Source organism: Bacillus horti (assembly GCF_030813115.1).
GTDB lineage: Bacteria > Bacillota > Bacilli > Caldalkalibacillales > JCM-10596 > Bacillus_CH > Bacillus_CH horti.
The window spans coordinates 63,271-87,629 of the sequence record NZ_JAUSTY010000010.1 but is presented as its reverse complement, the minus strand read 5'-3'; the positions used below and the strand labels follow the sequence as shown (position 1 = coordinate 87,629).

Sequence of the window (24,359 nt, the reverse complement as noted above, 5' to 3'; positions counted from 1 at the left end):
CCCTATTTGTTTGTTTTAAGAAAGTCTCTTCACAAATACAACCCGATCTTGATTTGGCCCATCATAGTTTTCTATGACTGATACACCATCTACAGCCTTACTCCCTGGTTCAATCTCAAATCCCATTTTTGTATGATAGGCAATAGATGTCTTATTCACAGGAGAAGTTACACAGCGAACTCTGCTTCGATCAAAACTCTTCACTTTATGAAAAAACTCATTATATAGTTCTTTGCCAATTTTTCTATTGCGGTGCTCTGGATGGACTCCTACGAAATGTATGTATGCTTCCTCTGGATTAGTTTGGGAAAGAAAGCCGATTAAAAAGCCAATGATCTCTCCAGCTTCTTCAGCAATAAAGCTCGTATCATTAAAATGGTCAAAGAATAATTTGGGGAGACGATGTGACATTTCCCTGCCACCCCACCACTCGTTGATTAATGGGGATATTGTATAGTAATCTGAGCCCTTCACTGTCCGAATGTTCATGTGTAATCCTCCAATTTTTAGTACATCACAAGCATTTCTATACGTTCTGATAACTCATTGAATTAAATTAAATGATTTTCAGCTAGGCATTCAAGATAAAACTGATATCCCTAATTTATTGTACCAATCAAGCTTATTATGTGTCTATTTGTGAGACAAATATGAAACCCATCTTGGAATAATTCTATGTATAATAATGGAGAGTTAATAGAAGGTTACTATTTAGTCCATCAAAATTATAATTATAAGAATATTAACTTCTGTAAATTAATAATTTTGTGATAAAATGTAATAGGAGGTGATGTTGTGCAGAAGAAAATGAAATTAAGTTTATGGTTTTTATCTGGTATTATGATATCGGCACTAATTCTGCCACTTATTTCAGCATTGGGTATGCCTTCATATAATGTATTGTTAGTTTCTTTATTCGGAGAAGGGAGTATTTTAGCACTTGGTTTTACGTTACTTTTAATTACTTTTATTTTAGTAGGAGTTTCCAAAAAAACTAGTAAATTGATCTAGAACAAGAACCCTGAGTCTTACCCTTTCATTCGTATCTTGTTCATTAAGTTTTTGAGTCTGTTAAATTTTCTAAAAACGTTATATAACATACACTACTATGAACCTTTGCTATAATACAATTAGATTTTTCTACTGTAGAGGAGATAAAAAATGATTGAATTACGAAAAATAACCGGGGATAACATAGATGATGTAATAGCACTTGATATTGGTGAAAACCAGAGAGAATTTACAGAATTAACTAACCTTAGAAGCATTGCAGATGCTTATGTGTTGAACGCAGACGGGGAACCAGCTATTCCCTTAGCCATTTATGCCGATGATGTTGTGGTTGGATTTTTGATGTATACATATGATACGATGGATCATAAATCATTCAAAAATGAAGTTTTTTATAGGAAAATGAGCTATTTTATTTGGTATTTTATGATTGATAAGAGTTATCAGGGTAAAGGTTATGGCAAACTTGCTTTTGAAAAAATGTTGATGGATATTGAAACGATGCCACATGGGGAAGCAGAATATGTCGCCCTTTTTTATCATACAAGGAATGTCGTTGCTAAAACATTATACGCTTCATTGGGTTTTGTAGATACAGGCATCATTCAGGATCATTCGATGTTGGCGATAAAAAATCTAGTGAGAAAATAAGAGAAGCCGTAGTAGAATAAGACAAAGAAAAGTGTACCCGATACACTTTTCTTTTTTTTCATTCCTTCTTTTTTTCATTTCTACCTTTAAGTCCTGATTTTATAATAAACCTATCTTTATTCAAGCATGTTTTCATCATATCTTTTTAACCTATTTAAGTCATTCCGCAACAAAAAGATACCCATAATTAACGTTAGAGTTGGTAGTACAAGGATTAATCTACCATCGTTAATATAGAGAATTCCAACAGCAATGATCATAAAAGTTATAAATATGATGTTAGCCCAAATACTTCGCTTAATTAAAGTTCTCTCTCTTGTCATAAGCACCACCTATTCATACACTTACCTATACCTTTAATTACTAAAATAGTTTTACCACCTTTTAAATAACAATTAATCCCTTAAAAAAATGTTATTTGTGTTTATTCTTTTGATTCTCCTCCTTTATCTTGCTTTGCTTCAATTAAGATACTCTAATGAATGGATTTGTTTACCAAAAGAATTGTATGTCTACTATGCTATTGTATTGGTTTGAGTATGTAAATAGCAAAGTCTCTCTTATTTTGTCGAATAGATAAAAGAAGGAAGTGCATTTTACTGCACTCCCCACTCCTCTTTATACTATTTATGTCTCTATAATTTATTAAACCTGAACATTAAAGTACCGAGCGTCCGGATGAGCAAACACGATAGCAGTCACGGAAGCCTCTGGCTCCATCATAAAGCCTTCTGTAAGCTGAACGCCTATATCCTCTGGTTGAATAAGCTGGAATAGCTTAGCTTGATCCTCCAAGTGAGGACAGGCGGGATAGCCAAAGGAGAAGCGTTGACCCTGATACTTAGCTGAAAAACGATCCTGCATCGTAAAATCAGGTGAATCGGGGAAGCCCCAGAAATCACGCATAAGCTGATGCACTCGCTCTGCAAAGCCCTCTGCTAATTCTAGAGCAAGAGCTTGTAGCGCATGACTCTTTAGATAATCCCCCTGCTGCTTATAGCTTGCTGCCTTCTCTCTAATTCCTTGACCTGCTGTTACAGAGAAGAAACCAACATAGTCCATCTCACCGCTCTCAACAGATCTTATATAATCTGCTAGACAAAGGAACGGTTCTTTATCCTGTCGAGGGAAATTAAATCTCTGGATTTCCTTCGTAGGGTCCTCTGGGTCATAGATAATCACATCATCCCCTGAGCTTTGAGCAGGGAAGAATTGATACATCGCATTCGCCTGAATTAAAGCTTCTCTTTGAACATCATCCAAAAGCGAGTCTACCTGTTGTTTTAATTCAAGGGTTTTAGCATCCTTCTCCTCAAGTAAGCGAGATACCTTTCCTTTTAATCCTAGATGGTGTCCCAAGAGCATCTGCTGGTTAATATATGGAATAAGGTGTGCTACGGAATAGTCACGCAGAATATGGCGCTTCAAGTCTCTCGGCTGATAAACCGGAACAGACGTAGAGACAGAGGATTTCCTTTTTTCAAGAACAGCCGTAGAGCTAGAACGATTACCGAACAAAGCACTTTTCTGGGCATCGTTTTCTAATCGTTTTTGTTTTCTGTCCTCTCGCTCCTGCCACAGCTTAGTCCGTTCCTCTTCCTTCTGCAGTCGATTGGTCAAAGCTAAGCCGTCCATCGCATCCTTCGCATAAAGCACAAGTCCCTCATATTCAGCAGATATTTTCGTATCTGTAAATTGTCTGCTGAGCGCTGCACCACCGACTAGAATAGGCAAAGAAATCTCAGCAGCCTTTAAATCCTGAGCCGTTATAACCATCTGCTGTGCTGATTTTACAAGTAGGCCAGAGAGACCAATGATATCTGGGTTATTTTTACGAATCGCTTCTATTAATTCCGTTGGAGTTACCTTAATTCCTAGATCGACCACATTATAGCCATTGTTGCTTAAGATGATGTCTACTAGATTTTTACCGATATCATGAACGTCTCCTTTAACGGTGGCAAGAATAACTTTACCCTTCACATTACTTCCTTCTGAACCACTCTCCATTAATGGCTCTAGAAAAGCTACAGCCGCCTTCATCGCTTCGGCACTTTGCAGAACCTCCGCTACGATAAGCTGATTATCATTAAATAATCTTCCTACCTCAGCCATCCCATCCATCAGTGGTCCATTAATGATGTCCAGAGGGTTACTATATTCCTTTAACGCCAGCTCTAGATCAGGGATGAGTCCTTCCTTTGTTCCTTCAATAATGTAATAGGCTAACCTTTCATTAAGAGGAAGGTCCACTTGACTCTGCTTTTCCTTGGCCTTTTTACCACGATAGAATGCTGTAAACTCCTGTAGTGACTCCTCACTCATTTCAAAGATAAGCCTATCTGCTAAGGCTCTTTCTTCTTCAGAAATGGAGGCGTAGCGTTCAAGCTTTTCTGTGTTAACAATGGCATAGTCTAAGCCCGCCTTTGTACAATGATACAAATATACAGCGTTTAACACCTCACGCCCTGCCGGTGGTAAGCCAAAGGAAACGTTACTCACACCAAGAATGGTTAAGCACTCAGGTAGCGCTTTTTTGATCTGTTCAATTCCCTTGATTGTTTCTTCCGCAGACCCCACATATTGTTGATCTCCTGTTCCAACAGGGAAGACAAGCGGATCGAAAATAATATCTGTAGGCTGTATCCCGTACTTATTCACTAATAAGTCATATGAGCGAAGGGCAATACGGACTTTATCCTCTGCTTTAACAGCCATGCCCTCCTCGTCAATCGTCCCAACCACGACAGCTGCTCCATAGCGATGGATCAAAGGAGCTATTTTTTCAAACCTCTCCTCACCATCCTCTAAATTAATGGAATTAATAATTGCTTTTCCTTGGGAATAGGTTAACGCACTTTCGATGACTTTTTCATCAGTAGAGTCAATCATTAAAGGCACCTTCACCTTATGAATGACCTGAGCTAAAAACTGATCGACATCCTGCTGTTCATCACGGTCTGGGTCAGCTAAACACACATCAATGACATGGGCTCCATTTTTCACTTGGGCTCTAGCAATTTCTGAGGCTTCCTCATATTTCCCTTCTGCAATCAGGTTTTTGAACTTTCGTGAGCCAATAACATTCGTCCGTTCACCAACAAAAAGTGGTCTCATTGAATCATCGTAGATTAAGGGTTCAATTCCTGACACAGCGTGTGGGTGCAAGGGGCTTATGCTTCTCGGAGAATAGGGTTTAACCGCTTCTACAATGGCTGTAATATGAGCGGGAGTCGTGCCACAACATCCTCCGGCAATATTTAACCAGCCTTTTTCCGCAAACGCCACTAGCTTTTGGGCAAGGGATTCTGGAGATTCATGATAGTGCCCTTCCTCATCTGGTAGACCAGCATTAGGATAGCAGATCGTTGCTGTTGACGCTAGATGTGAAAGCGAACGAAGATGATCGGTCATAAATTCTGGTCCAGTCGCACAGTTTAAGCCCACAGCAGTAGGCTTCATATGCTCAAGAGATAGATAAAAGGCTTCGATATTTTGGCCGGCTAACGTTGTTCCCATCGGTTCAATGGTTCCTGACACAATGAGAGGTACACGTTGTCCAAATTCTGAAATAGCCTGTTCAATGCCAATAAATCCAGCTTTCACATTTCTCATGTCCTGACATGTCTCTAATAGAAACAAGTCTACTCCACCCTGTAGTAGGCCTAAAGCCTGCTCCTTATAATTAGCAATGAGCTCCTCAAAGGTTGTTCCTCCTGTAACAGTAATGGATTTTGTAGTTGGACCCATCGAACCAGCTACAAAACGAGGTTTGTCAGGGGTTGAGAAATCTACAGCCGCTTTTTTGGCTAAAGCAGCTGCTACTCGATTAATCTCAAAGGCTAAATGTCCTAAGTCATATTCGTTCAAAACAATCTCTGTAGCTCCGAACGTATTCGTTTCAATGAGATCAGCACCAGCTTCAAGATAGGCGCGGTGAATATATTCAATTTTATCCGGTACTGTAAGGTTAAGATATTCGTTACAGCCATCGTACTCCTCTCCACCAAAATCCTCAGCTGTCAGGTTAGCCTGCTGAAGCATCGTTCCCATCGCCCCATCAAGCACTAATATTCTTTTTTGTAGTTCTTGCTCAAACGGTGTAAGAGTCATCGTACATAATCCCTTTCTTAGAGCCAGTAATTTCTCTGATATGCTTTGTTAGTTCAACGGTGAGATCATAGCGCATAAACGGTGTAATGAGATATATACCTTTAAAGTATTGCAACGCTTTTTCAGCTAGTCCTTTTGCTATCTCTAATCCTGCTTGGCTTGAAGCCTGTGGATCACCTGCTACACTAGCCATCTTCTCCCTAATCTGATCTGTTAGTTGTATCCCTGGAACCTCATGATGCAAAAATTCTGCGTTTCTAGAGGAAACTAAAGGCATGATTCCGATAAAAATTGGTGTCTTTAAATGCTTTGTCCCCTCATAGACCTCCTCCAGTCTCTTCTCACTAAAGACAGGCTGACTGATAAAATAGTCGGCTCCACATTCAATCTTTTTTTCTAAGCGTTTGATCGACTTATCCAAATGACGTACGTTTGGATTAAAAGCAGCGGCGACGGTGAAGGATGTTTTCGTGCCTAATGGCTTTCCAGAATAGGATAACCCTTCATTAAATTTCTTAATAAGTGAAATCAATTCATAGGAGGAAAGATCATACACCGAGGTAGCCCCTGGAAAATCTCCTATTTTGGACGGATCACCTGTTACAGCTAAAACGTCATGTATCCCTAAGCTATGCAGACCCATGAGATGGGATTGTAATCCAATCAAATTCCGATCCCGGCAGGTAATATGGACAAGTGGCCGAACTCCTGCCTGTGATTTGGCTAGAGTACCCGCTGACAAATTACAGATTCTTGGGGTTGCTAACGAGTTATCTGCCATCGTTAGTGCATCGATTCCTGCTTCCTTAAGGGCTTTTGCTCCTTGCAGAAACGTTTGGATATCTAGCTTTTTGGGAGTGTCTAGCTCAACGATAATTGTGTTTGATTCCTTTGCTTTTTCATATAAAGGCTGCTCCGTAGGAGGCTGATGGATAATGGTAATAGGCTGCTCTAGCTTTTTGATTTCTTTTGTTGTAAGCGGCTCTAAACCTGATACTGCTTTTCGCATAGCTGCAATATGTTCAGGTCTAGTACCACAGCAGCCACCCATCAGACGAACCCCTTGGTTGCGAAGATCTAATGCCTTTTGCCCAAAATACTCTGGCTCACTTTTATACTCAAATTGTCCATCGACATAATCTGGCAAGCTTGCATTTGGATAGGCTGATAAGAAAGCATTTTTCGGGATAGGGACCTCTTCAAGGGAGCGAACCATATGAAAAGGCCCCTGTCTACAATTCAAGCCGATCACATCAGCACCTAAGTCGATAAGCTGCTGGAAGGCTTCCGTCACATGAAGTCCATCCTGAACCACACCTACCTCTTGTAGCGTAATCTGAGCAATAATAGGCAGATCAGTTTCCTTACGTATAATCGGTAGGATCGTTTGGAGCTCCTCCATATCATAGAAGGTTTCTAATAAAATGCCATCTACGTTTCCTAACAATAAACAATAAAGCTGCTCCCGAAAGGTACGTTTAATTTCATCAAGGGTTGTCGCCTTTTTTCCTAGACCTCGAATGCCCCCAATGGTACCTAACAAATAAGGACTATCTGACAGCTGGTTAAGTGATGCTCCTCTATTTTTTCCTCCATCTTGTTTAAATTCTTCAATAGCTTCCTTAGCTAATTTTATGGCTGTTCTGTTAATCTCAAGAACCTGATCCTCAAGTCCGTAACGAGATAACTTCTCATAATTAGCGCCATACGTATTCGTTTGGATAACCTGTGCTCCAGCTGATAAATATGCTTTATGAATCTGCTTAATTAATTCAGGCTCAGTAAGGTTCAATTCCTCATAGCATAAGCCAATCCCATAGGAATATAATAATGTCCCCATAGCCCCATCTGCTACAAGGATTTGCTTTTCAAGCGCCTGTAAAAGATTCATGTCATTTCCCCTTATCTTGATTAGTAAAATCTTATGATTGTCAAATTACTTTTATAATTTTAGTCTTTCTCTGTATCTCTGCCACTCTCTAGCGAATCTGCTTTTCCCGACTTTCTAAACGGAAGGAATATGTTGCTCCTACTCCCTCTAAGCCTTGCTCTAGATCTCGAAGCAAATCCTCTGTGCTCTCAAGACCTACAGAAAGACGCAATAGTCCATCTGTAATTCCTCTTTTCTCCCTCTCTTTAGGAGACATTGCCGCGTGTGACATTTGTGCTGGATAAGATAGGATAGATTCGACTGCACCTAAGCTTACAGCAAACACAGGTAGTTGAACCCGCTCTACAAATTGTTTAACGGCTTCTTTGTTTTTAAGTGAAAATGAAAGGACCGCCCCCGCTGATTTAGCTTGCTGCTGTTGGATCGAGTAGCCTTCATGGGAGCGTAGTCCTGGATAATAAACCTGCTCGACCAAAGGATGCTGCTCAAGGAATGCTGCAATTTGATACGCACTTCTCGTAGATTGCTCCATTCTGACAGATAAGGTTTTTAATCCGCGTAATACGAGCCAGCAATCCTGAACTCCTAAAACGGCTCCGAATGAATTTTGAAGAAAATAAATTTGTTCAGCAAGCTCTTCATTCTTCACGACAATAAGTCCTGATATGACGTCACTATGGCCAGATATAAACTTAGTAGCACTATGGATAACCACATCTACCCCTAACTCCAACGGACGCTGTAGGACTGGTGTTAGAAAGGTATTGTCTACAAAGGTTAAGCAATCATACTTCTTAGCCAGTCGGACAATCGCCTTCAAATCAGTCACTTTAAGCAAAGGGTTAGATGGTGTTTCTATATATAACACCTTGGTGTTGGGCTTTATACTAGCTTCGACTTCGTCTACATTACTCATGTCTACAAAGCTATGCTCAATCCCAAATCGACTAAGGACCTTAGTAATCATTCTGTATGTTCCACCATATACATCATCACAAATTAAGACATGATCGCCTTTAGATAGTAAGAAGAAAGCAGTTGTAATAGCGGCCATACCTGAAGCAAAGGCAAAGCCTCTCGAACCACCTTCTAGCTCAGCTATCGTTTGCTCTAACGCTGCTCTAGTTGGATTACCTGAGCGAGCATAATCATATTCACCAGGCTGCTCCACATCCCATTGATGATAGGTAGAAGCGTGATAGATGGGTACACTGACCGCACCAGTATACTTCTCTATTTTATGATCATTGTGCAGGAGTTTTGTTTGAAAATCATACGTTTGCTTAGCCATGGATGTTAACCCCCTCATTCGTAAGCTCCAAGCTTAAGACCTGTGCTAATGCTTGCTGAATATCTCCTACTAAGTCCTCCACATGCTCTATACCTACGGAAAAGCGTAACAGCTTTTTACAAATTCCATTCTGAATTCTTGTTTCCTCTGGAATGTCTGCATGAGTTTGGGTGAATGGATACGTAATAAAGCTTTCTACACCACCTAAGCTTTCAGCAAAAGTAATCAGCTTGAGACTCCTTAAAAAAGGATCAACCCATTCACTACGCCTTAATCGAAAGGAAAGCATTCCTCCCTGACCAGGGTAGAGAATCTCTTCCACTGCCTCATGCTCACTTAACACTTGGGCTAGCCTCTTGGCGTTTGACGCATGAGCTTCTATTCTAAGGCTTAGCGTCTTCATTCCCTTAATGAGTAGCCAGGAGTCGAAGGGTGAAAGGACGGCACCAATTCCGTTATGATAAAGGGCAAGCTTTTCACAAAGCTCCTTTCCCTTGGCTACGATTAAACCAGCTAACACATCATTATGTCCCCCTAGATATTTCGTTGCACTATGGACAACAATATCCGCTCCTTCCTCAATTGGTCTTTGAAGAAGAGGGGTATAGAATGTATTGTCTACTATAAGTAAAACATCATGTTTCTTTGCTATCTGGCTAACCTCTCCAATATCAACGGTTTGCATTAACGGATTTGTAGGCGTTTCAATGAAAATAGCTTTTGTCTTAGCATTGATCCGACCTTCCAGTTCGGTCACATCTCTAGGGTCTACGTAATGAAACGTTAGTCCCCAATTGCGCCAGCCTTGCTCAAATAAACGGTACGTTCCTCCGTAAAGATCAAGAGAAGCAATAATCTCATCACCTTGCTCAAAAATGGAAAATAATGTGTGGATGGCAGCCATACCAGAGCTACAGGCAAAGCCTTGGTCTCCTGCTTCTAAATTGGCTATTCCTTCTTCTACAATTTGCCTGGTAGGATTACCTGTTCGGACGTAATCATACCCTGAGGATTGCCCAATCCCTTCATGACGATAAGCGGTGGACAAATGGATAGGGGGGTTAACGGCTCCAGTGCGTGGATCTTTACCATTACCTAGCTGGACTAGTTGGGTTCTACATCGATATTCCTCTTGTTTTTTACTCATTTTCAATAGCCTCCTAATTATTAGTCAATCCTTGTAGCTTTGCTTGTAAGAAGGCTTCAAAATATAAAAAGCCTTCTTCCAAAGAAGAAGGCGATGATTCCTAAAGATAAAAAGAGGAGTGTACGGAAGTGACAACTAGAGGAATCCTTTGATTGAACCTCTTTACATTGTCTTTTCTTTCCCTCTTTTATTAAAAATCGCTTCTTCTTATCTATCAAGCATGCACAAAAGGTTTGGTGAGTTGCTGCTATTATTTAAACAACACTACAACCTTTTAAGCTGCTTGCTGGAATTAGCACCTGGTCAACGTATTGACTGGTTGCTGAGGCTTCTACGGGCCAGTCCCTCCACCTCTCTGGATAAGAATGCTTAGAACACATATAGCTTTGCTACATAAACAGGTTCTAAACACTTTCTCATGATTATCAATATGATGCACAATCAAATATATGATAATTTTTAGATTATTCTCATCTTATACTATGTTCATTTGTTTATCAAGGTTATTTTTTCTTTTCTTAGCCTAGCTATGAGTTAAAGGCACCTGCTCCTTTAATCGACGATAGTCCATGGCGGCAATAGTTAAAGAGACAATAATAGCAAATAGGATCATAATACTTGTTAATTTCAGTCTAAAATTTGAGTTCATGTATCATCTCTCCGTTCTACTGCATCTTACTTGGAAACGTTATCAGCCTATATTAATTCTATGTTTTTTTCTTGTGTGAAGCAATTGTCTTTCTTACCCTGAAGACAAAATAAAACCGCCTTTACATGCTACGTAAAGACAGTTAGTTAATAAAGAAGTTAGGTTAAATTAGATTAGCTTAGAAAAAAGAGATAACGGGTTCTCAAGCATCCGTTTCATTTGATTCGTAAACTGTACAGCGGTAACCCCATCTGCTACTCGATGATCAAAGGACATGGAAAAATTCATCATTGAACGAATGACGATCTCTTTATTTCTGACAACTGGCATATCCTCAAGCTGATGAAAAGCCAACAAGGCGACCTCTGGATAATTAATAATAGGGGTAGCAAACATTCCACCTATAGGCCCTACATTGCTTATTGTGATTGTCCCTCCACGCAAATCACTGGCTTGCAGTTGATTATGCTGCGCTCGGTAAGTAAGCTGCTTCATTTGCTCATTAATATCAAAAATACTGAGATTTTCAGCATGGTGTAAGACAGGAACAATTAGTCCTTCGTCTGTATGAACGGCGATCCCAACATTCACATGAGACTCTATGCTAATTTCTCCTTTTTCCTCATTAAGCTTCGCATTAAAGATACGAAATTGGTCTAGACTCATCGCCAGTGCTTTAATAATAAAAGCCATGACTGACAACCGCTCTTGGTTGATATACTCTCCAGCTAGATTAGTAGATGAACCTTGCGTATCCTTATGGTACTGTTCTCTGAGCTCCTGAAGCTGAGTGAAATCTATTCGATCAAAGTGGGTAACATGCGGGATAGTTAGCATGGATTGACTCATTTTATGTGCTATTTGCTTACGCCTACCAGTAAAAGGGATAACTTCAGGCATGCTAGATGAAATGGTAGGTTCGAATGTGGTATCTGCATTTTTCTGTTGATGAGCAATAGTTGTTGTTGCTACTTCCCCAAAAGCTTCACTTTTGCCATGTTCACTAGCATATCTAGCGACATCATCAATGGTAATCCTTCCATATGGACCAGTTCCTTGGAGAGTTTCAATATTAATACCGTAATCTCTGGCCATTTTTCTAGTATATGGGGCCGCCTTTACATTTTTGAGTTGTGAAGGATGCTTGCTATTATCTTCTTTTACTGAAAGGTGTGTTGTCTCTAAAGGGACTTGCACTTCATCTTGAACTTCTGCCTGCACTTTGGCTCGTTCTTCGGCTTGTTCTTGACTGTGCTCCTCAATCTTAATTAAGGTACTTCCTACACGCATGACATCTCCGACTTGTACTAGGATTTCGACTACCTTACCCCCAACAGGAGCAGGTAGCTCTGCACACACCTTATCCGTTTGCACTTCTAGCACAGGCTGATCAGCTTGAATCCTGTCCCCAGGCTGTACTAGAATTCTGACAACCTCTCCTTCTGTCATGCCCTCTCCAATATCATGCAGCTTCATGTCAAACAAGTATATCCCTCCTTTTGATTAGCATCGCTTCACTCTTTCTCTCGTTTAAAACGTCATCACCTTAGCGATGCCCTTTTTAATTCGTTCAACAGAAGGAACATAATCATCCTCTAAAGCAAATAGTGGGACATGTACATCAAAGCCAGTCACACGTTCAATCGGCGCTCTAAGCGAAAATAAAGCTTGGTCATTGATCAAAGATATAATTTCTGCCCCTACTCCACCTGTCCTGTGCCCTTCATGCACGATAATCACTCTTCCCGTTTTTTCAACAGACTTTGTAATAGCCTCTTCATCCATTGGATAAAGTGTCCGCAAATCTAGTACATCTGCTTGTATCTGAGATTCCATAGCCATACTCTTAGCCGCTTCAAGGGCAGGGCGAACCATATTTCCCCAAGAGATGATTGTAACATCATCCCCTTCATGTAGCTTCTTTGCTTTTCCTAGCTCTACCGTATAGTGATCAAGAGGGACATCTTCTCTTTCTGCTCGATAGCTTTTCATAGGCTCTAAGAATAAGACGGGATCAGGGTCCTCAATACTTGCGATTAATAACCCTTTGGCATCATACGGGGAAGAAGGTGCCACCACTTTTAAGCCTGGAAGATGAACAAAAAATGACTCTGTGCTATCAGAATGTAGCTCCGGTGCCCGAATTCCTGCCCCATAAGGAGCCCGTATGACAAGCGGTGCTGAATACCTCCCTGATGTTCTAGTTCGAATACGTGAAGCATGGGCAACAATTTGCTCAAAGCCAGGGTAAATAAAACCTAGGAATTGTATTTCAGCTACAGGTTTAAAGCCATTCATCGCTAGACCTATACTAGCTCCAATAATGCCAGCTTCTGCTAAGGGGGTGTCCATAACCCTCGTTTCTCCGAATTCAGCAAGTAGCCCATCCGTTGCTCGAAACACTCCCCCATTCTGTCCTACATCCTCTCCCAAAACGAGAACCGTTTCATCCCGACGCATCATCGTACGTAAACCATCTGTTACCGCCTGAACCAATGTCATCGGAGCTGTTGATGTTTCATTCTGACTTGACTGGCTTGACATTCTTCCTATCGACTTCGCTTCCATACTCAAAGCTTACACCCCCTTCTCTTCAAAAGTCCTTTTCTGCTGTAATAGGCTTTGAGGTGCCTGGGCAAACACATGCTCAAACATATACGTAGGATCGGCAGGAGGTCTATCTTCCATTTCCATCACTGCTGTTTGAATCTCATCTTCGGCTTTCTTAGACTGCTCTTGGGCCCATAGCTCATCCCAATCATCATGCCTTTGCAGTAATTTCTCCAGACGGTCTAGTGGATCAAATTGTCTTCGAGCCTCACTGTCGCTCTGATCTCTATACTTCGTAGGATCATCAGCTGTTGTATGTGCACCATACCTCCAGGTTACCGCTTCAATTAAAGTTGGACCCTCTCCCTTTCTAGCACGCTCTAACGCTTCTTTGGTCACTTGATAAACAGCTAGGGCATCGTTACCATCCACACGAACTCCAGGCATATCATAAGCAATAGCCTTTTGAGCGATGGTTTTAGATCTCATTTGCTTGGAAACGGGAACACTAATTGCATAGCCATTGTTCTGACAAAAAAATACAACAGGAAGCTGGAAAACACTCGCGAAATTTAATCCTTCATGGAAGTCTCCTTCTGATGTTGCCCCATCACCGAAATAGACGATGGATGCTCCTTCCCCACCCTTTAGCTTTTCAGCCCATGCGGTACCGACAGCATGAGGAATTTGAGTAGCTATAGGGACAGAAGGGGGAAAAATATGCTTATCTTGTGGAGGAATACAGCCTTCAATTCTACCTGCCCAATACAATAAAATAGATATTAAAGAATGACCAAATGTCATGGTTGCTGCATGATCACGATAAGAGGGAAAAAGCCAATCCTGCTCCCCTAGTGCAAGAGCACTTCCAATTTGAGCTGCTTCCTGTCCCTCAAATGGAGCATACGTTCCAATTCTTCCTTGACGCTGTAGGGTAATCGCTTTTCGATCAAATAACCTAGCTCTTTGCATGCTGGTGTACATTTTCTTGACTAGATCTAGACGATAAACTGATGGATCAGTTACTGTAATCTCCCCATCAGGAGTGACATATTGGGTAACAGGAAAGTATTCCTCTATATTGGTCAACATGCATGCTCCCCCTTTACTTAATACTCCATTTTGGTCTTTGCTGGTGGGAAAAAAAGCTATTATTTCTTTTTCGCAGCTCTAAACGCTGTTCGACAACCTGATTAGCCGCCTCAATAGTCGAAATAGATTGCTTGGCTGCCGCCTCGAACGTTTGCATTAATGTTTCAAAAATGGCCTCTGTTTTCTTAAGCACCCTTTCCTTATTCAAACCATACAGTTCATCTGAAACCTGAATGAGTCCCCCAGCATTGACAATGTAATCTGGCGCATAAAGAATTCCTCTTTGCTGTAAAATTCCTCCTAAGTAATCCTTTGAAAGCTGATTGTTTGCTGCTCCACATATCGCTTTAACCTTTAAATCTGACAATGAAATATCATTAATAATTCCACCTATGGCACAAGGAACTAGAGCATCAGCTTCAATTTGAAAGATTTCTTTACCATCCACTCGAGTGACCTCACCAGGAAGCGTCTCTGCCTTCTTCTGTAATTCTATGATTGAGTTTTCATAAATATCTGTAACAAATAAGTTTGCCCCTTCAGCTAGTAAGGTTTCAGCGACCTTAAAGCCTACCTTCCCTAAGCCTTGAATAGAAAAGGTTTTTCCAGCTAAATGGGTCGTATCCCACAAGAATTGACTTACTGCACGTAACCCCATAATGACGCCATGGGCTGTTGGAATGGAAGAATCTCCACTTCCACCATACTCCTCGGGAGCACCTACAATATATTGCGTTTCCTTAGCTGCATGGACAAAATCCTCAGGTAGTGTCCCCATATCACAGCCTGTATAATAGCGACCTCCTAAGCTTTGAACAAACTGTCCTAATGCTCTAAACAGCTCTGGAGATTTATCCTTGTGAGGATCTCCTATAATAACAGCCTTTCCTCCTCCAAAATCAACATCTGCCGCAGCACACTTATATGTCATCCCACGCGACAATCGTAGAACATCCTCTAGGGCTTCTTCCTCTGAAGCATAGGGACGCATTCGGCAGCCTCCAAGAGCTGGACCTAGTGTTGTATTATGGATAGCAATGATAGCCTTTAATCCTGTTGACTCGTCCTGACAAAAAACAACCTGTTCATGCTGGCTCATTTGCTGGAAAACAGATAAAGAGCCCCCAGACTGATTAAGATTAAGCTCCATTGGTTGAATCGTATTCATAGCTTATCCTCCCATTGATAAAAATCGCTTCTTATTTCCTCTAGACGTCTTCGTGCCACCAGCTCCATGTCCTCAAAAAGCTCCCTCACTGAAGGGATAGAATCAATAAATCCACTTATTTGCCCTGCGTTCACATGCCCCTGATCAAGCTCACCGTCTTGAGCTCCTAGCCTGTGACTTTTTTCATCTAAAGCGCTTAATAGGTCCTCTATCCTGATTCCTTGCTTTTCCCTTTGAAGTAGACTTTTGGCATAAGGTGTATGTAATAGTCTAGTTACAAATCCATAGCTTCTTCCTAAGACGATCGTGTCTTCATCTGAAGCGTTTAGAATAGCATCCTTGTAACGCTCATGAAGAGTCGCTTCCTTTGTCATGACTAGCCTAGTTCCAAGCTGTACACCTGCTGCCCCCATGGCAAAAGCAGCTAACAATCCTTGACCATCTGCGATTCCCCCAGCGGCTACGACAGGGATTTGAAGAGCCTTTGTGAGCTGAGGAATTAGGGCAAGAGTTGTAAGCTCCTTGGGTGAATTTTTCCCTGCTGCTTCAAAGCCTTCACCAATCACGACATCTGCTCCACAGCTTTCGGCCTTTTTCCCTTGCTCTACCGTGGCCACCACAACCATGACCTTTCTACCTCTTTCCTTCAGTTCAGCAATGAAAGGCTTTGGATTCCCAGCTGATAACGAAACAATAGGCACCTGCTTTTCGATCACTAACTGAATGACGTCCTGAAGCTGAGGATGAACGTTAAGTGGAATGTTTACACCGAACGAAGCATTGGGCTGTAGGTGATTCTGAACCATCTCTATTTTCTGCTTAAGCTCATCTACAGATAACGTTCCTGCACCAATTTGCCCTAAGCCCCCTGCTTGCGTAACCGCTACACATAACTCGACAGGGCTTATGTTACCCATCCCCCCCTGAATGATCGGCTTCTGGATATTTAAGCTCTCTAGTAAAGTAGCTCTTGGACTTGATATAGGCTCAGTCTCTCCTCTAGTCATTCTTTCATGCTCCATATTCATAGAACCCTCGACCTGCAACAATCCCAATTTGCTGTGCGTACACCTTCTTCTTTAGAGACGCGGATGAACGATAACGCTCGTCACCAAGCTCACGAAACAAGCCTTCTAAAATCCAATGAATATGATCTAAACCTATTTGATCTCCCCATTCAAGTGGCCCTAAAGGATAATGAGTACCCTTTTTCATCGCCAGGTCTATACTTTCTGCAGTTGTTACCTTTTCCTGTAAAGCATAACTTGCTTCATTAATGAGTAAGGCAATCGATCTTGGGAACACTCCCCCAACCTGATCTTGGATCAGTTGAACCTTTTTACCCCATTCTGTTAATTGACATTGCACTCCTCCCAAAATGGCTGGATCATGCTGCAGGGAAGGTGCCAGCTCTATCATTTTTAACCGTTCAAAATGTAGGGGGTGAAAGCCTATAATTTCTGGAGCATGCTCTGCCCAGCTAGAAATTTCAGTTGCTGTATGATGTAAAATTGACGTCAACAGTGGTGCCTGCTCCTGCTTGTGGAGCATCAACCATTTGATCATCTGCCGCTTCGTTTCTGTAGGTCCAGTTAACGTGTCAAAGATAAAATCCGATTGAGTTATTTTTGTAGCAGTTTTATGGTCCAGGATATGCTCAACATTCATAACTTCCTGGTCAGTAATTCTCAACTGTAGTTGATCAATTGAGACGCAGGTCACTTCAAGCTCTAATGGGGTCAGCCATTCCATGACACGATCATTTAAAGCAGTATGACCTATAACAACCACTTTTTTATCAGTCATAGACATAGAACCCCCTCCCTGTTTTCCTCCCCAATCGATTGCTTTTAACCATCTGTTTCTGTAAAGGGTGTGGACGGAATCTTGGATGCTGAAAATACGCCTCGTATATAGTACAAGTTGTTGCAAAATTAATATCAATTCCTATTAAGTCTTGAAGCTCAAAAGGTCCCATTGGAAAGCCCGCGTCCTTCATAATTTCATCGATTTGAGTCACATCAGCTATACCTTCTCCTAGCATTTTCAAGCCTTCTGTATAAAATGGTCGGGCTACTCGATTCACAATAAAACCTGGTGAGTCCTTAACCCCAATCGGTTCCTTTTCGATAGACCGTAGCAGCTCTGTAGCCTGCTCTAAAGTAGCCTCATCCGTATCAATACCAGCAATTACCTCCACTAAAGGCATTAATGGGGCAGGATTAAAGAAATGCATCCCTAGCATTCGCTTAGGCTGTGACAAGCTAGCAGCCATTTCTGAAATAGAAAAAGAGGATGTATTTGTGGCCAGTATCACAGGAGCTGGATAGCACTGATCTAGCTTTATAAACAGCTGTTTTTTTGCGTCAATATTCTCTATAATCGCCTCAATGATAAGTGTTGCTTTGTGACCCTCTATTTGCTCTGAGCAGCTAAGTCGCTCCATAAGCTGGATAGCAGGAGAGGAAAGCTTATTTTTTTCTTCAAGACGCTTTAGTCTTTGGCCAATTTCCTGTTTGGCTTGCTCCAAAACAGAGGGGGAGCTGTCAATAAGAGTAACTACCATTTCTCCCTGTAGAAATACCTGAGCAATTCCTCTGCCCATCGTCCCTGCACCAATAATCATTACTTCATGTTTCTGCTTGAGCATGCTGCAACATCCCTTCACATCTGCCATTCTATCTTTATATTTCCAATTACTTCCCGTGAAAAGTTGGCTTTCTTTTTTCTAAAAAGGCAGCTATACCCTCCCGATGATCCTCTGTTTGACCCGCAATTTCCTGAGCATAGCTTTCCGCTTCAAGTGCCTCTGTCAACGAACTATTTATCCCTTTATATATCGTTTGTTTGATCTGACCAATAGCTTTTGTGGGCATATCTGCTAATCGTTCTGCAAAGGCTAAAGTATGTTCCATGAGCTCCTCCTGCTGTGTTACTTTCGTTACTAAACCTAGCTCCTGAGCCTGTTCAGCGCTGAGCTTTTCTCCTAAAATAGAAAGCTCTAGAGCCTTAGCCAAGCCAACGATACGAGGTAGAAAATAACTACTTCCGGAGTCAGGAACTAAGCCAATATGGATAAAGGCCTCAATAAAGCTAGCATTTGCTGATGCAATACGAAAATCACAAGCTAAGGCCAAGCTCATGCCTGCACCTGCTGCTGCCCCATTGACCGCTGCAATTACTGGCTTCTCAAGCTGATAAAAAGCAAGCATCATAGGATTGTATCGTGTACGTAAAACCTCACCGTGCTGTATGGCCTCCCCTGCTTCAATTGCTCCAAGATCCTCGCCGGCACAAAAAGCCCTGCCAGCACCAGTAATAACTAACGCTCTAATTTCTTCATTCTTAGCTACTTCTTTAGTAACCTGTAGGATTTCTACGTTCATTTGCTTCGTAAAAGCGTTAAGCTTATTAGGACAGTTGAGCGTAAGGACACCAACCTTTTCATGGACAGTAAACGTTACTGTTTCAAGGTTCATTAAATTCTACCTCCCTTCAAAATAGGGCTTCCTCTTTTCTGTAAACGCTTTCAATCCTTCGGAGCAGTCCTCCGTTCCAAAGCACATATAGAAGGCATTTCTTTCAAAATCCATTCCTTGCTGAAGGGGAGTATCTAACGCTTTATAAATAGCTTCTTTAATTAGCATGACGGACATCGGGGGTTGCTTGGCGATCTGTCTAGCTAATCGCTTCGCTTCCTCCAATACGAGCTCATGAGGAACCAGCTTAGTGACAAGCCCTCTCTCAAACGCTTCCTCTGCGGAAAAGGTGTCTCCAGTTAGTAAAAGCTCAAAGGACCTTGCCTTACCGAATGCCTTTGTAAGGCGCTGTGTCCCTCCTGCCCCAGGCATAATACCCAAATTAATTTCAGGCTGCCCAAATACAGCTCGTTCCGAAGCAACGATCATATCACAGCTCATAGCAAGCTCACAGCCACCACCAAGAGCAAAGCCCTGAACAGCGGCTATTAACGGCTTACTGAAACGGTGTAGGCGGTCCCAAGGCAAAAACTGATTTTTTTTCTTCATTTCCATTAAGGTCATTTTGGACATTTCAGCTATATCACCGCCTGCAGCAAAAGCCTTCTCATTTCCTGTGAGTATAATACACCGTATTTGATCATCATATTGAAGCTGCTCTAATCTATGTACAAGCTGATCGACAATCTCTAGATTCAGAGCGTTCATTACCTTCGGACGATTAAGCTGAAGAATACATATAGCACCTTCCGTCTGCTCAATAAGTAATGGCTCAGCCATATCTTTTCTCCTCCAATTATTCCTTCACTTCGCCAAACATCATCGTCACAAGAGGTCCAGCAAAGCCCATTAAATCCTTAGCCGCTGTTTTACCCTCAGCAGAAGACATCGAAGCCATTAATGTAGCTTTATCCTTAAAGTAAAGCTCAGCCTGTAAGTAGTACTTACTCTCACCAGCTGGAGAACCAAACATCTCTGTTACCTCTACTTTTTCCAAGCCTGGCATCGCGCCTGCCAACGGGCTGTGTACGTTATAATAATGATCGTTAAATTCCTCCTTATTCTCCGGGTGCTTATATAAAGCAATTAGTTTTACCATGTTTTTCCTCCTATTATTAATATATTTATCTTCCTCTAAATACCGGCCTACGCTTCTCATTAAAGGCTGCTAATGCCTCTACACGATCCTCTGTTGGAATGAGCGTTTCATATGCTTTAGCTTCAATATCTATTGCTGCTTGTGTGTCTGTCTCGTACCCTTTATTGATAGCGTGCTTCGCCTGAATAACGGCTAGTGGAGCCAATTTAGCGATTTCCTCCGCTTTTTCAAAGGCGAGCTTGAAGACACTTTGGCTTTCTTGTGCTACCTCATTACAAACCCCTAGCTTGAGCGCTTGTTCAGCATGAATCCGCTCAGCCAGTAAAATCAGCTCCTTCGCCTTCGCTTTACCCACAAGCTGTGTTAAGCGTACCGTACCTCCAGCACCTGGAATAATACCCAAGCTAACCTCAGTTAATCCTAGCTGAGTATCCTGTTCCACATACCGTAAATCACACGCTAGGGCAAGCTCTAGTCCACCACCAAAGGCGTAGCCGTGTAGAGCAGCAATCGTTGGCTGTGGTAATCGCTCGAGCTGATCAAATACGTCTCTAATTTTACGTACATTTCGACGTACTTCATCTTCTGTCAGTGTTCTTCTTTCCTTTAAATCTGCTCCAACACAAAATGCTTTGCCAGCTCCTTGAATCACAATAGCGCGAAGCTCCTTGTTCTGTTCAATGTTCTCTAAGAGCTCTCCTAGCTCAGTAAGAGTATTTAAATTTAGAGCATTCAATGCTTCAGGACGATTCAATGTGATCAGGCCAATATGGTTAAGCTGTTCAAATAAAACAGTTTTCATCTTTCCAGCTCCTTTTATATCTAGTTTAAAAGTTCTACTAGGTTTCTCTTGTTCTTTTTTATGCTGAATCTGCTAAATACCTCACTCCACTGCCTCTACTATCGTTGCTATCCCTTGACCGACCCCTATACACATCGCTGCTAGTCCGTAGCGTGACTGACTTTGCTTAAGCTCATAGATGAGTGTGGTTAAAATCCTTGCACCACTGGCTCCCAAAGGGTGACCTAAAGCAATAGCTCCACCATTTACATTAACCTTTAGAGGGTCAAGCTCTAATAACCTCATACACGCTATGGCTTGAGCGGCAAAAGCTTCATTGAGCTCTACTCGACCTATATCAGCTATATGTAGCCCTGCTCGGCCTAATGCTTTTTGAACGGCTGGTACAGGTCCAATGCCCATAATATTCGGCTCTACTCCCGCAACAGCCGATGCTACATATCTAGCTATAGGCTTTAGTCCGAGCTCTTTCGCCCGCTTAGCGCTCATAAGAAGTACAGCAGCAGCTCCATCATTAATTCCCGAGGCATTCCCTGCTGTCACTGTTCCATGTTTAAATAAAGGTGGTAGAGTAGCTAGCTTTTCTAGGGTTGTTTCTGCTCTTGGATGTTCATCTTCTAGAAAAACATGCTCTTTTCCTTTTCCGTCCTTCCATTTCAGCTCCATTCGCTCATGGTCAAATTTATTTGCTTGATTTGCTTGCTGGTAGCGCTGCTGACTAGAATAAGCAAACTGATCCTGCTCCTGACGAGAAATATTGAAGCGCCTAGCTACCTCCTCTGCTGTTTCAGGCATCGACAGTGTGTCGTATTGCTGCTCTAGCTTTCTATTAACAAACCTCCAGCCAAGAGTTGTATCAAACAACGTATGGTCACCACGTTGAAAATCTGACTCGGCTTTAGCCATAACATACGGAGCTCGGGTCATACTTTCTGCGCCACCAGCTATATAGATATCTCCCTCTCCACTGGCAATGCTCCTAGCTGCAAATTGAACAGCATCTAAGCCCGATCCACAAAGCCGATTTACAGTACTCCCTGGAACCTCCACAGGTAATCCGGCTAAAAGCAATGCCATTCTAGCTATATTACGATTGTCTTCTCCCGCTTGATTCGCACAACCAATGATCACATCGTCAATTTGTTCGAGCGGAAGACTTGGATTTCTAACTGTGAGCTCCTTAAGGACAGAAGCAGCTAAATCATCCGGTCGAATACGCTTTAGAGCCCCTTTGTACCGCCCAATTGGTGTCCTGACAGCATCAATAATCACAACTTCCTCAAGCCCCATGTCATATCCACCTTCCCTTTCAAAGCCTATTATTTAACACTATATCCCAAAAGGATTTAAAGGCTTGCTTCCGACATAGGAAAGGACACTCTTAGTTTCTGAATATAAGTCTAGCGTTTCTATGGAAAGCTCTCTCCCGAAACCTGACTGCTTATACCCACCAAACGGCAATCCAGGGAAAGCGGAGAACGGACAATTTACCATGATGACACCTGCTTCTAAAGCAGCTGAGACGCGATGAGCACGCCCATGATCTGTTGTCCAAAGGGAAGCAGCTAATCCGTATTTTGAATCGTTAGCTAATTGAATCGCTTCCTTCTCATCCTTAAAGGTCATCACAACAACGACAGGTCCAAAGATTTCCTCCTGTGCGACCTTCATCTGATTTGTTACATTTGTTAATACAGTCGGCATATACCAATAACCCTGCTCTAAGCCCTCCAGCTCAGGGCGGTACCCACCATAAGCTAAAGTAGCACCATTTTGAATGGCATCCTGAACATATTGATCAATAATTTGAAGCTGATTTTCTGAAATAATAGAGCCCACATGTGTTCCCTTGGATAAAGGGTCCCCTAGCTTAAGTCTCTCAACCTTTGCTAGAAACTTTTCCATAAAAGCGTCGTACTTCTCTTCATGAATAAACAACCTAGATCGTGCTTCACAGGATTGCCCTGTATTAAAATAAATGCCAAATAACGCTCCATCTACAGCAGCATCCAGATCCGCATCCTCAAAAACAAGATTGGCAGATTTCCCACCAAGCTCTAGCGTGACTCTTTTCAGTGTTCCTGAAGCTTTAGCCATAATATCTTTTCCTGTTTCAGTTTCTCCAGTGAAAGCCACCTTATTAACATCTGGATGATCAACTAAGTAAGAGCCAATGGTGGAGCCTGGACCTGTGACAACATTAACGACTCCAGCTGGAACACCTGCCTCCTGACAAATTTCAGCCAGAACCAACGCTGTGATTGGTGTAAGGCTCGCTGGTTTAAGGACAATCGTACATCCTGCAGCTAGGGCAGGAGCAACCTTCCAAGCGGCCATCATAAACGGATAATTCCAAGGAATGATTTGAGCACAAACTCCAACGGGCTCCTTTGTTGTATAGTTAAAAAAACCAGGTGGAACAGGCTTCGTTTCACCAGAACGAGCAACGATAGCACCTGCATAAAACTCAAAATCCTCAATGGCCTGCATCACTTGCCCCTGTGCAGCACTAATCGCCTTGCCAGAATTTAATACCTCTAGCTCAACTAGCTCATTAAATCTATTTCTCATGATCGCTGCAATTTGATTTAAGATTCTAGCTCGCTTATTAAAAGGAGTTGTTTTCCATCTTCCATGATCAAACGCATGTCTTGCAGCTGCTACTGCTTTGTCTACGTCCTCTTTAGAAGCTTTAGCTACCGCAGCTAAATGCTCACCAGTAGCTGGATTATACGTATCAAATGTATCACCAGTTAAACTATCTACCCATTCACCATTCACATACATTTGGTAGTTTTGTTTCACATTCACCGTTGCTTTAGTTAACAAAATGATTCCTCCTTTTTAGAAAACGCTTTCAAAATAAGATTTTAAAAAGCTGCATGTACTTCTAAAAGTTTGTAAAATAGCATTCCTATTTTTGTATTCTGTCTATATCGGCTTTATGGCTTCAAAAGGGTTTTTACAGGATGAACAATATAAAATACTTCTACACGCAGTTGGACCAAAAACATTATCTATAACTGTTTTGCTAGACTGGCAATAAGGACATTGGACAGTCCATGGATCACCTAGCTTAAAGTCCCTTGGAGGCGGAGCAATTCCATGCTTTTTTAGATTTTCTCTACCTCGCTCTGTTATATGAGCTGAACTCCATGGAATAGAAAAGCTAAAGAATACTTCAACCTTCTGTACCTCCTTTGAGGTAAAGTAAGTGATAATCTGCCTTTTAATCATTTCCAGAGCTGGACAGCCAACAAACGTTGGAACCATATAAATGACTGTTTCCCCTGTGCTTTTAGTCTCTACATCAAGCACCATACCCATATCAACTATGCTGACAGAAGGGATTTCTGGATCTTTAATGTCTTCAAGCCATTGCCACGCTTGCTCATTTGTTATGTCAGCCACTCTTT

At 41.8% G+C, this 24,359-nt stretch carries 23 protein-coding genes and 1 riboswitch; of the genes, 2 read left to right on the top strand and 21 right to left on the bottom strand.

Annotated elements, in window-relative coordinates:
* Positions 1-15 precede the first annotated feature (15 nt).
* Entirely contained in the window at positions 16-489 is a 474-nt protein-coding gene (locus tag J2S11_RS12840; RefSeq protein ID WP_307395144.1) for a GNAT family N-acetyltransferase, read from the bottom strand.
* Between the two features lie 306 nt (positions 490-795).
* Here J2S11_RS12840 and J2S11_RS12835 point away from each other — a divergent pair, with 306 nt between their 5' ends.
* Both J2S11_RS12835 and J2S11_RS12830 read left to right on the top strand, forming a co-directional pair.
* Complete coding sequence (locus J2S11_RS12835; RefSeq protein ID WP_307395142.1) at positions 796-1,011, top strand: hypothetical protein; 216 nt, start codon at positions 796-798, stop codon at positions 1,009-1,011.
* A gap of 150 nt (positions 1,012-1,161) precedes the next feature.
* Entirely contained in the window at positions 1,162-1,662 is a 501-nt protein-coding gene (locus J2S11_RS12830; RefSeq protein WP_307395140.1) for a GNAT family N-acetyltransferase, read from the top strand.
* A gap of 116 nt (positions 1,663-1,778) precedes the next feature.
* Here J2S11_RS12830 and J2S11_RS12825 read toward each other — a convergent pair whose 3' ends face one another.
* The 20 genes from J2S11_RS12825 to paaD all read right to left on the bottom strand — a co-directional run bounded on the left by J2S11_RS12825 (position 1,779) and on the right by paaD (position 24,354).
* On the bottom strand, positions 1,779-1,985 hold the full coding sequence (locus J2S11_RS12825) for a hypothetical protein (RefSeq protein ID WP_307395139.1): 207 nt from the start codon (positions 1,983-1,985) through the stop codon (positions 1,779-1,781).
* Positions 1,986-2,307: 322 nt separating this feature from the next.
* Entirely contained in the window at positions 2,308-5,775 is a 3,468-nt protein-coding gene (gene metH, locus J2S11_RS12820; RefSeq protein ID WP_307395137.1) for a methionine synthase, read from the bottom strand.
* The gene (locus tag J2S11_RS12815) at positions 5,756-7,666 is read right to left on the bottom strand and encodes a bifunctional homocysteine S-methyltransferase/methylenetetrahydrofolate reductase (protein WP_307395135.1); all 1,911 of its coding nucleotides are present in this window, start codon (positions 7,664-7,666) and stop codon (positions 5,756-5,758) included. Before J2S11_RS12815 ends, metH begins: the two co-directional genes overlap by 20 nt.
* Before the next feature lie 88 nt (positions 7,667-7,754).
* Entirely contained in the window at positions 7,755-8,957 is a 1,203-nt protein-coding gene (gene metC / locus J2S11_RS12810; RefSeq protein ID WP_307395133.1) for a cystathionine beta-lyase, read from the bottom strand.
* Entirely contained in the window at positions 8,950-10,104 is a 1,155-nt protein-coding gene (locus tag J2S11_RS12805) for a methionine biosynthesis PLP-dependent protein (protein ID WP_307395130.1), read from the bottom strand. The genes metC and J2S11_RS12805 overlap by 8 nt, the downstream gene beginning before the upstream one ends.
* Before the next feature lie 264 nt (positions 10,105-10,368).
* Positions 10,369-10,470, bottom strand: a riboswitch (SAM riboswitch).
* A 157-nt stretch (positions 10,471-10,627) separates the two neighbouring features.
* A complete protein-coding gene (locus tag J2S11_RS12800) occupies positions 10,628-10,753 on the bottom strand; it encodes a hypothetical protein (protein ID WP_307395128.1) in 126 nt (41 codons plus the stop codon).
* Positions 10,754-10,921: 168 nt separating this feature from the next.
* A complete protein-coding gene (locus tag J2S11_RS12795; protein ID WP_307395292.1) occupies positions 10,922-12,229 on the bottom strand; it encodes a dihydrolipoamide acetyltransferase family protein in 1,308 nt (435 codons plus the stop codon).
* A gap of 54 nt (positions 12,230-12,283) precedes the next feature.
* Positions 12,284-13,297 (bottom strand): alpha-ketoacid dehydrogenase subunit beta, encoded by a 1,014-nt coding sequence (locus tag J2S11_RS12790; RefSeq protein WP_307395291.1) that lies wholly within the window; start codon positions 13,295-13,297, stop codon positions 12,284-12,286.
* Positions 13,298-13,330: 33 nt separating this feature from the next.
* Positions 13,331-14,383: a pyruvate dehydrogenase (acetyl-transferring) E1 component subunit alpha gene (pdhA, locus tag J2S11_RS12785; RefSeq protein WP_370875517.1), complete on the bottom strand. Its 1,053-nt coding sequence runs from the start codon at positions 14,381-14,383 to the stop codon at positions 13,331-13,333.
* 25 nt (positions 14,384-14,408) lie between these two features.
* Positions 14,409-15,563, bottom strand: a complete 1,155-nt coding sequence (locus J2S11_RS12780; RefSeq protein ID WP_307395125.1) for a Glu/Leu/Phe/Val family dehydrogenase — start codon at positions 15,561-15,563, stop codon at positions 14,409-14,411.
* On the bottom strand, positions 15,560-16,570 hold the full coding sequence (locus J2S11_RS12775) for an NAD(P)H-dependent flavin oxidoreductase (protein ID WP_307395122.1): 1,011 nt from the start codon (positions 16,568-16,570) through the stop codon (positions 15,560-15,562). The genes J2S11_RS12780 and J2S11_RS12775 overlap by 4 nt, the downstream gene beginning before the upstream one ends.
* Positions 16,571-16,574: 4 nt before the next feature.
* Entirely contained in the window at positions 16,575-17,375 is an 801-nt protein-coding gene (locus J2S11_RS12770) for a 3-hydroxyacyl-CoA dehydrogenase family protein (protein ID WP_307395120.1), read from the bottom strand.
* Positions 17,362-18,213, bottom strand: a complete 852-nt coding sequence (locus J2S11_RS12765; protein ID WP_307395118.1) for a 3-hydroxyacyl-CoA dehydrogenase NAD-binding domain-containing protein — start codon at positions 18,211-18,213, stop codon at positions 17,362-17,364. The genes J2S11_RS12770 and J2S11_RS12765 overlap by 14 nt, the downstream gene beginning before the upstream one ends.
* 46 nt (positions 18,214-18,259) lie before the next feature.
* Positions 18,260-19,042: an enoyl-CoA hydratase-related protein gene (locus tag J2S11_RS12760; protein WP_307395116.1), complete on the bottom strand. Its 783-nt coding sequence runs from the start codon at positions 19,040-19,042 to the stop codon at positions 18,260-18,262.
* A 6-nt stretch (positions 19,043-19,048) separates the two neighbouring features.
* Complete coding sequence (locus J2S11_RS12755; RefSeq protein ID WP_307395115.1) at positions 19,049-19,822, bottom strand: enoyl-CoA hydratase-related protein; 774 nt, start codon at positions 19,820-19,822, stop codon at positions 19,049-19,051.
* A 16-nt stretch (positions 19,823-19,838) separates the two neighbouring features.
* On the bottom strand, positions 19,839-20,141 hold the full coding sequence (locus J2S11_RS12750) for an EthD family reductase (RefSeq protein ID WP_307395113.1): 303 nt from the start codon (positions 20,139-20,141) through the stop codon (positions 19,839-19,841).
* 25 nt (positions 20,142-20,166) lie between these two features.
* Positions 20,167-20,943, bottom strand: a complete 777-nt coding sequence (locus J2S11_RS12745; RefSeq protein WP_307395111.1) for an enoyl-CoA hydratase-related protein — start codon at positions 20,941-20,943, stop codon at positions 20,167-20,169.
* Between the two features lie 81 nt (positions 20,944-21,024).
* On the bottom strand, positions 21,025-22,233 hold the full coding sequence (locus J2S11_RS12740) for an acetyl-CoA C-acyltransferase (protein ID WP_307395109.1): 1,209 nt from the start codon (positions 22,231-22,233) through the stop codon (positions 21,025-21,027).
* 39 nt (positions 22,234-22,272) lie between these two features.
* Complete coding sequence (locus tag J2S11_RS12735; protein ID WP_307395289.1) at positions 22,273-23,730, bottom strand: aldehyde dehydrogenase family protein; 1,458 nt, start codon at positions 23,728-23,730, stop codon at positions 22,273-22,275.
* A gap of 144 nt (positions 23,731-23,874) precedes the next feature.
* The gene (paaD, locus tag J2S11_RS12730; RefSeq protein ID WP_307395107.1) at positions 23,875-24,354 is read right to left on the bottom strand and encodes a 1,2-phenylacetyl-CoA epoxidase subunit PaaD; all 480 of its coding nucleotides are present in this window, start codon (positions 24,352-24,354) and stop codon (positions 23,875-23,877) included.
* Between the last annotated feature and the right edge of the window lie 5 nt (positions 24,355-24,359).

Bases quoted from the DNA above. Each gene is read 5' to 3' on its own strand.
- J2S11_RS12840 (WP_307395144.1), bottom strand. From the start codon at position 489: ATGAACATTCGGACAGTGAAGGGCTCAGATTACTATACAATATCCCCA.
- J2S11_RS12830 (WP_307395140.1), top strand. From the start codon at position 1,162: ATGATTGAATTACGAAAAATAACCGGGGATAACATAGATGATGTAATA.
- J2S11_RS12825 (WP_307395139.1), bottom strand. From the start codon at position 1,985: ATGACAAGAGAGAGAACTTTAATTAAGCGAAGTATTTGGGCTAACATC.
- metH (WP_307395137.1), bottom strand. From the start codon at position 5,775: ATGACTCTTACACCGTTTGAGCAAGAACTACAAAAAAGAATATTAGTG.
- J2S11_RS12815 (WP_307395135.1), bottom strand. From the start codon at position 7,666: ATGAATCTTTTACAGGCGCTTGAAAAGCAAATCCTTGTAGCAGATGGG.
- metC (WP_307395133.1), bottom strand. From the start codon at position 8,957: ATGGCTAAGCAAACGTATGATTTTCAAACAAAACTCCTGCACAATGAT.
- J2S11_RS12805 (WP_307395130.1), bottom strand. From the start codon at position 10,104: ATGAGTAAAAAACAAGAGGAATATCGATGTAGAACCCAACTAGTCCAG.
- J2S11_RS12800 (WP_307395128.1), bottom strand. From the start codon at position 10,753: ATGAACTCAAATTTTAGACTGAAATTAACAAGTATTATGATCCTATTT.
- J2S11_RS12795 (WP_307395292.1), bottom strand. From the start codon at position 12,229: ATGAAGCTGCATGATATTGGAGAGGGCATGACAGAAGGAGAGGTTGTC.
- J2S11_RS12790 (WP_307395291.1), bottom strand. From the start codon at position 13,297: ATGTCAAGCCAGTCAAGTCAGAATGAAACATCAACAGCTCCGATGACA.
- J2S11_RS12780 (WP_307395125.1), bottom strand. From the start codon at position 15,563: ATGAATACGATTCAACCAATGGAGCTTAATCTTAATCAGTCTGGGGGC.
- J2S11_RS12775 (WP_307395122.1), bottom strand. From the start codon at position 16,570: ATGACTAGAGGAGAGACTGAGCCTATATCAAGTCCAAGAGCTACTTTA.
- J2S11_RS12770 (WP_307395120.1), bottom strand. From the start codon at position 17,375: ATGTCTATGACTGATAAAAAAGTGGTTGTTATAGGTCATACTGCTTTA.
- J2S11_RS12765 (WP_307395118.1), bottom strand. From the start codon at position 18,213: ATGCTCAAGCAGAAACATGAAGTAATGATTATTGGTGCAGGGACGATG.
- J2S11_RS12760 (WP_307395116.1), bottom strand. From the start codon at position 19,042: ATGAACCTTGAAACAGTAACGTTTACTGTCCATGAAAAGGTTGGTGTC.
- J2S11_RS12755 (WP_307395115.1), bottom strand. From the start codon at position 19,822: ATGGCTGAGCCATTACTTATTGAGCAGACGGAAGGTGCTATATGTATT.
- J2S11_RS12750 (WP_307395113.1), bottom strand. From the start codon at position 20,141: ATGGTAAAACTAATTGCTTTATATAAGCACCCGGAGAATAAGGAGGAA.
- J2S11_RS12745 (WP_307395111.1), bottom strand. From the start codon at position 20,943: ATGAAAACTGTTTTATTTGAACAGCTTAACCATATTGGCCTGATCACA.
- J2S11_RS12740 (WP_307395109.1), bottom strand. From the start codon at position 22,233: ATGGGGCTTGAGGAAGTTGTGATTATTGATGCTGTCAGGACACCAATT.
- J2S11_RS12735 (WP_307395289.1), bottom strand. From the start codon at position 23,730: ATGTATGTGAATGGTGAATGGGTAGATAGTTTAACTGGTGATACATTT.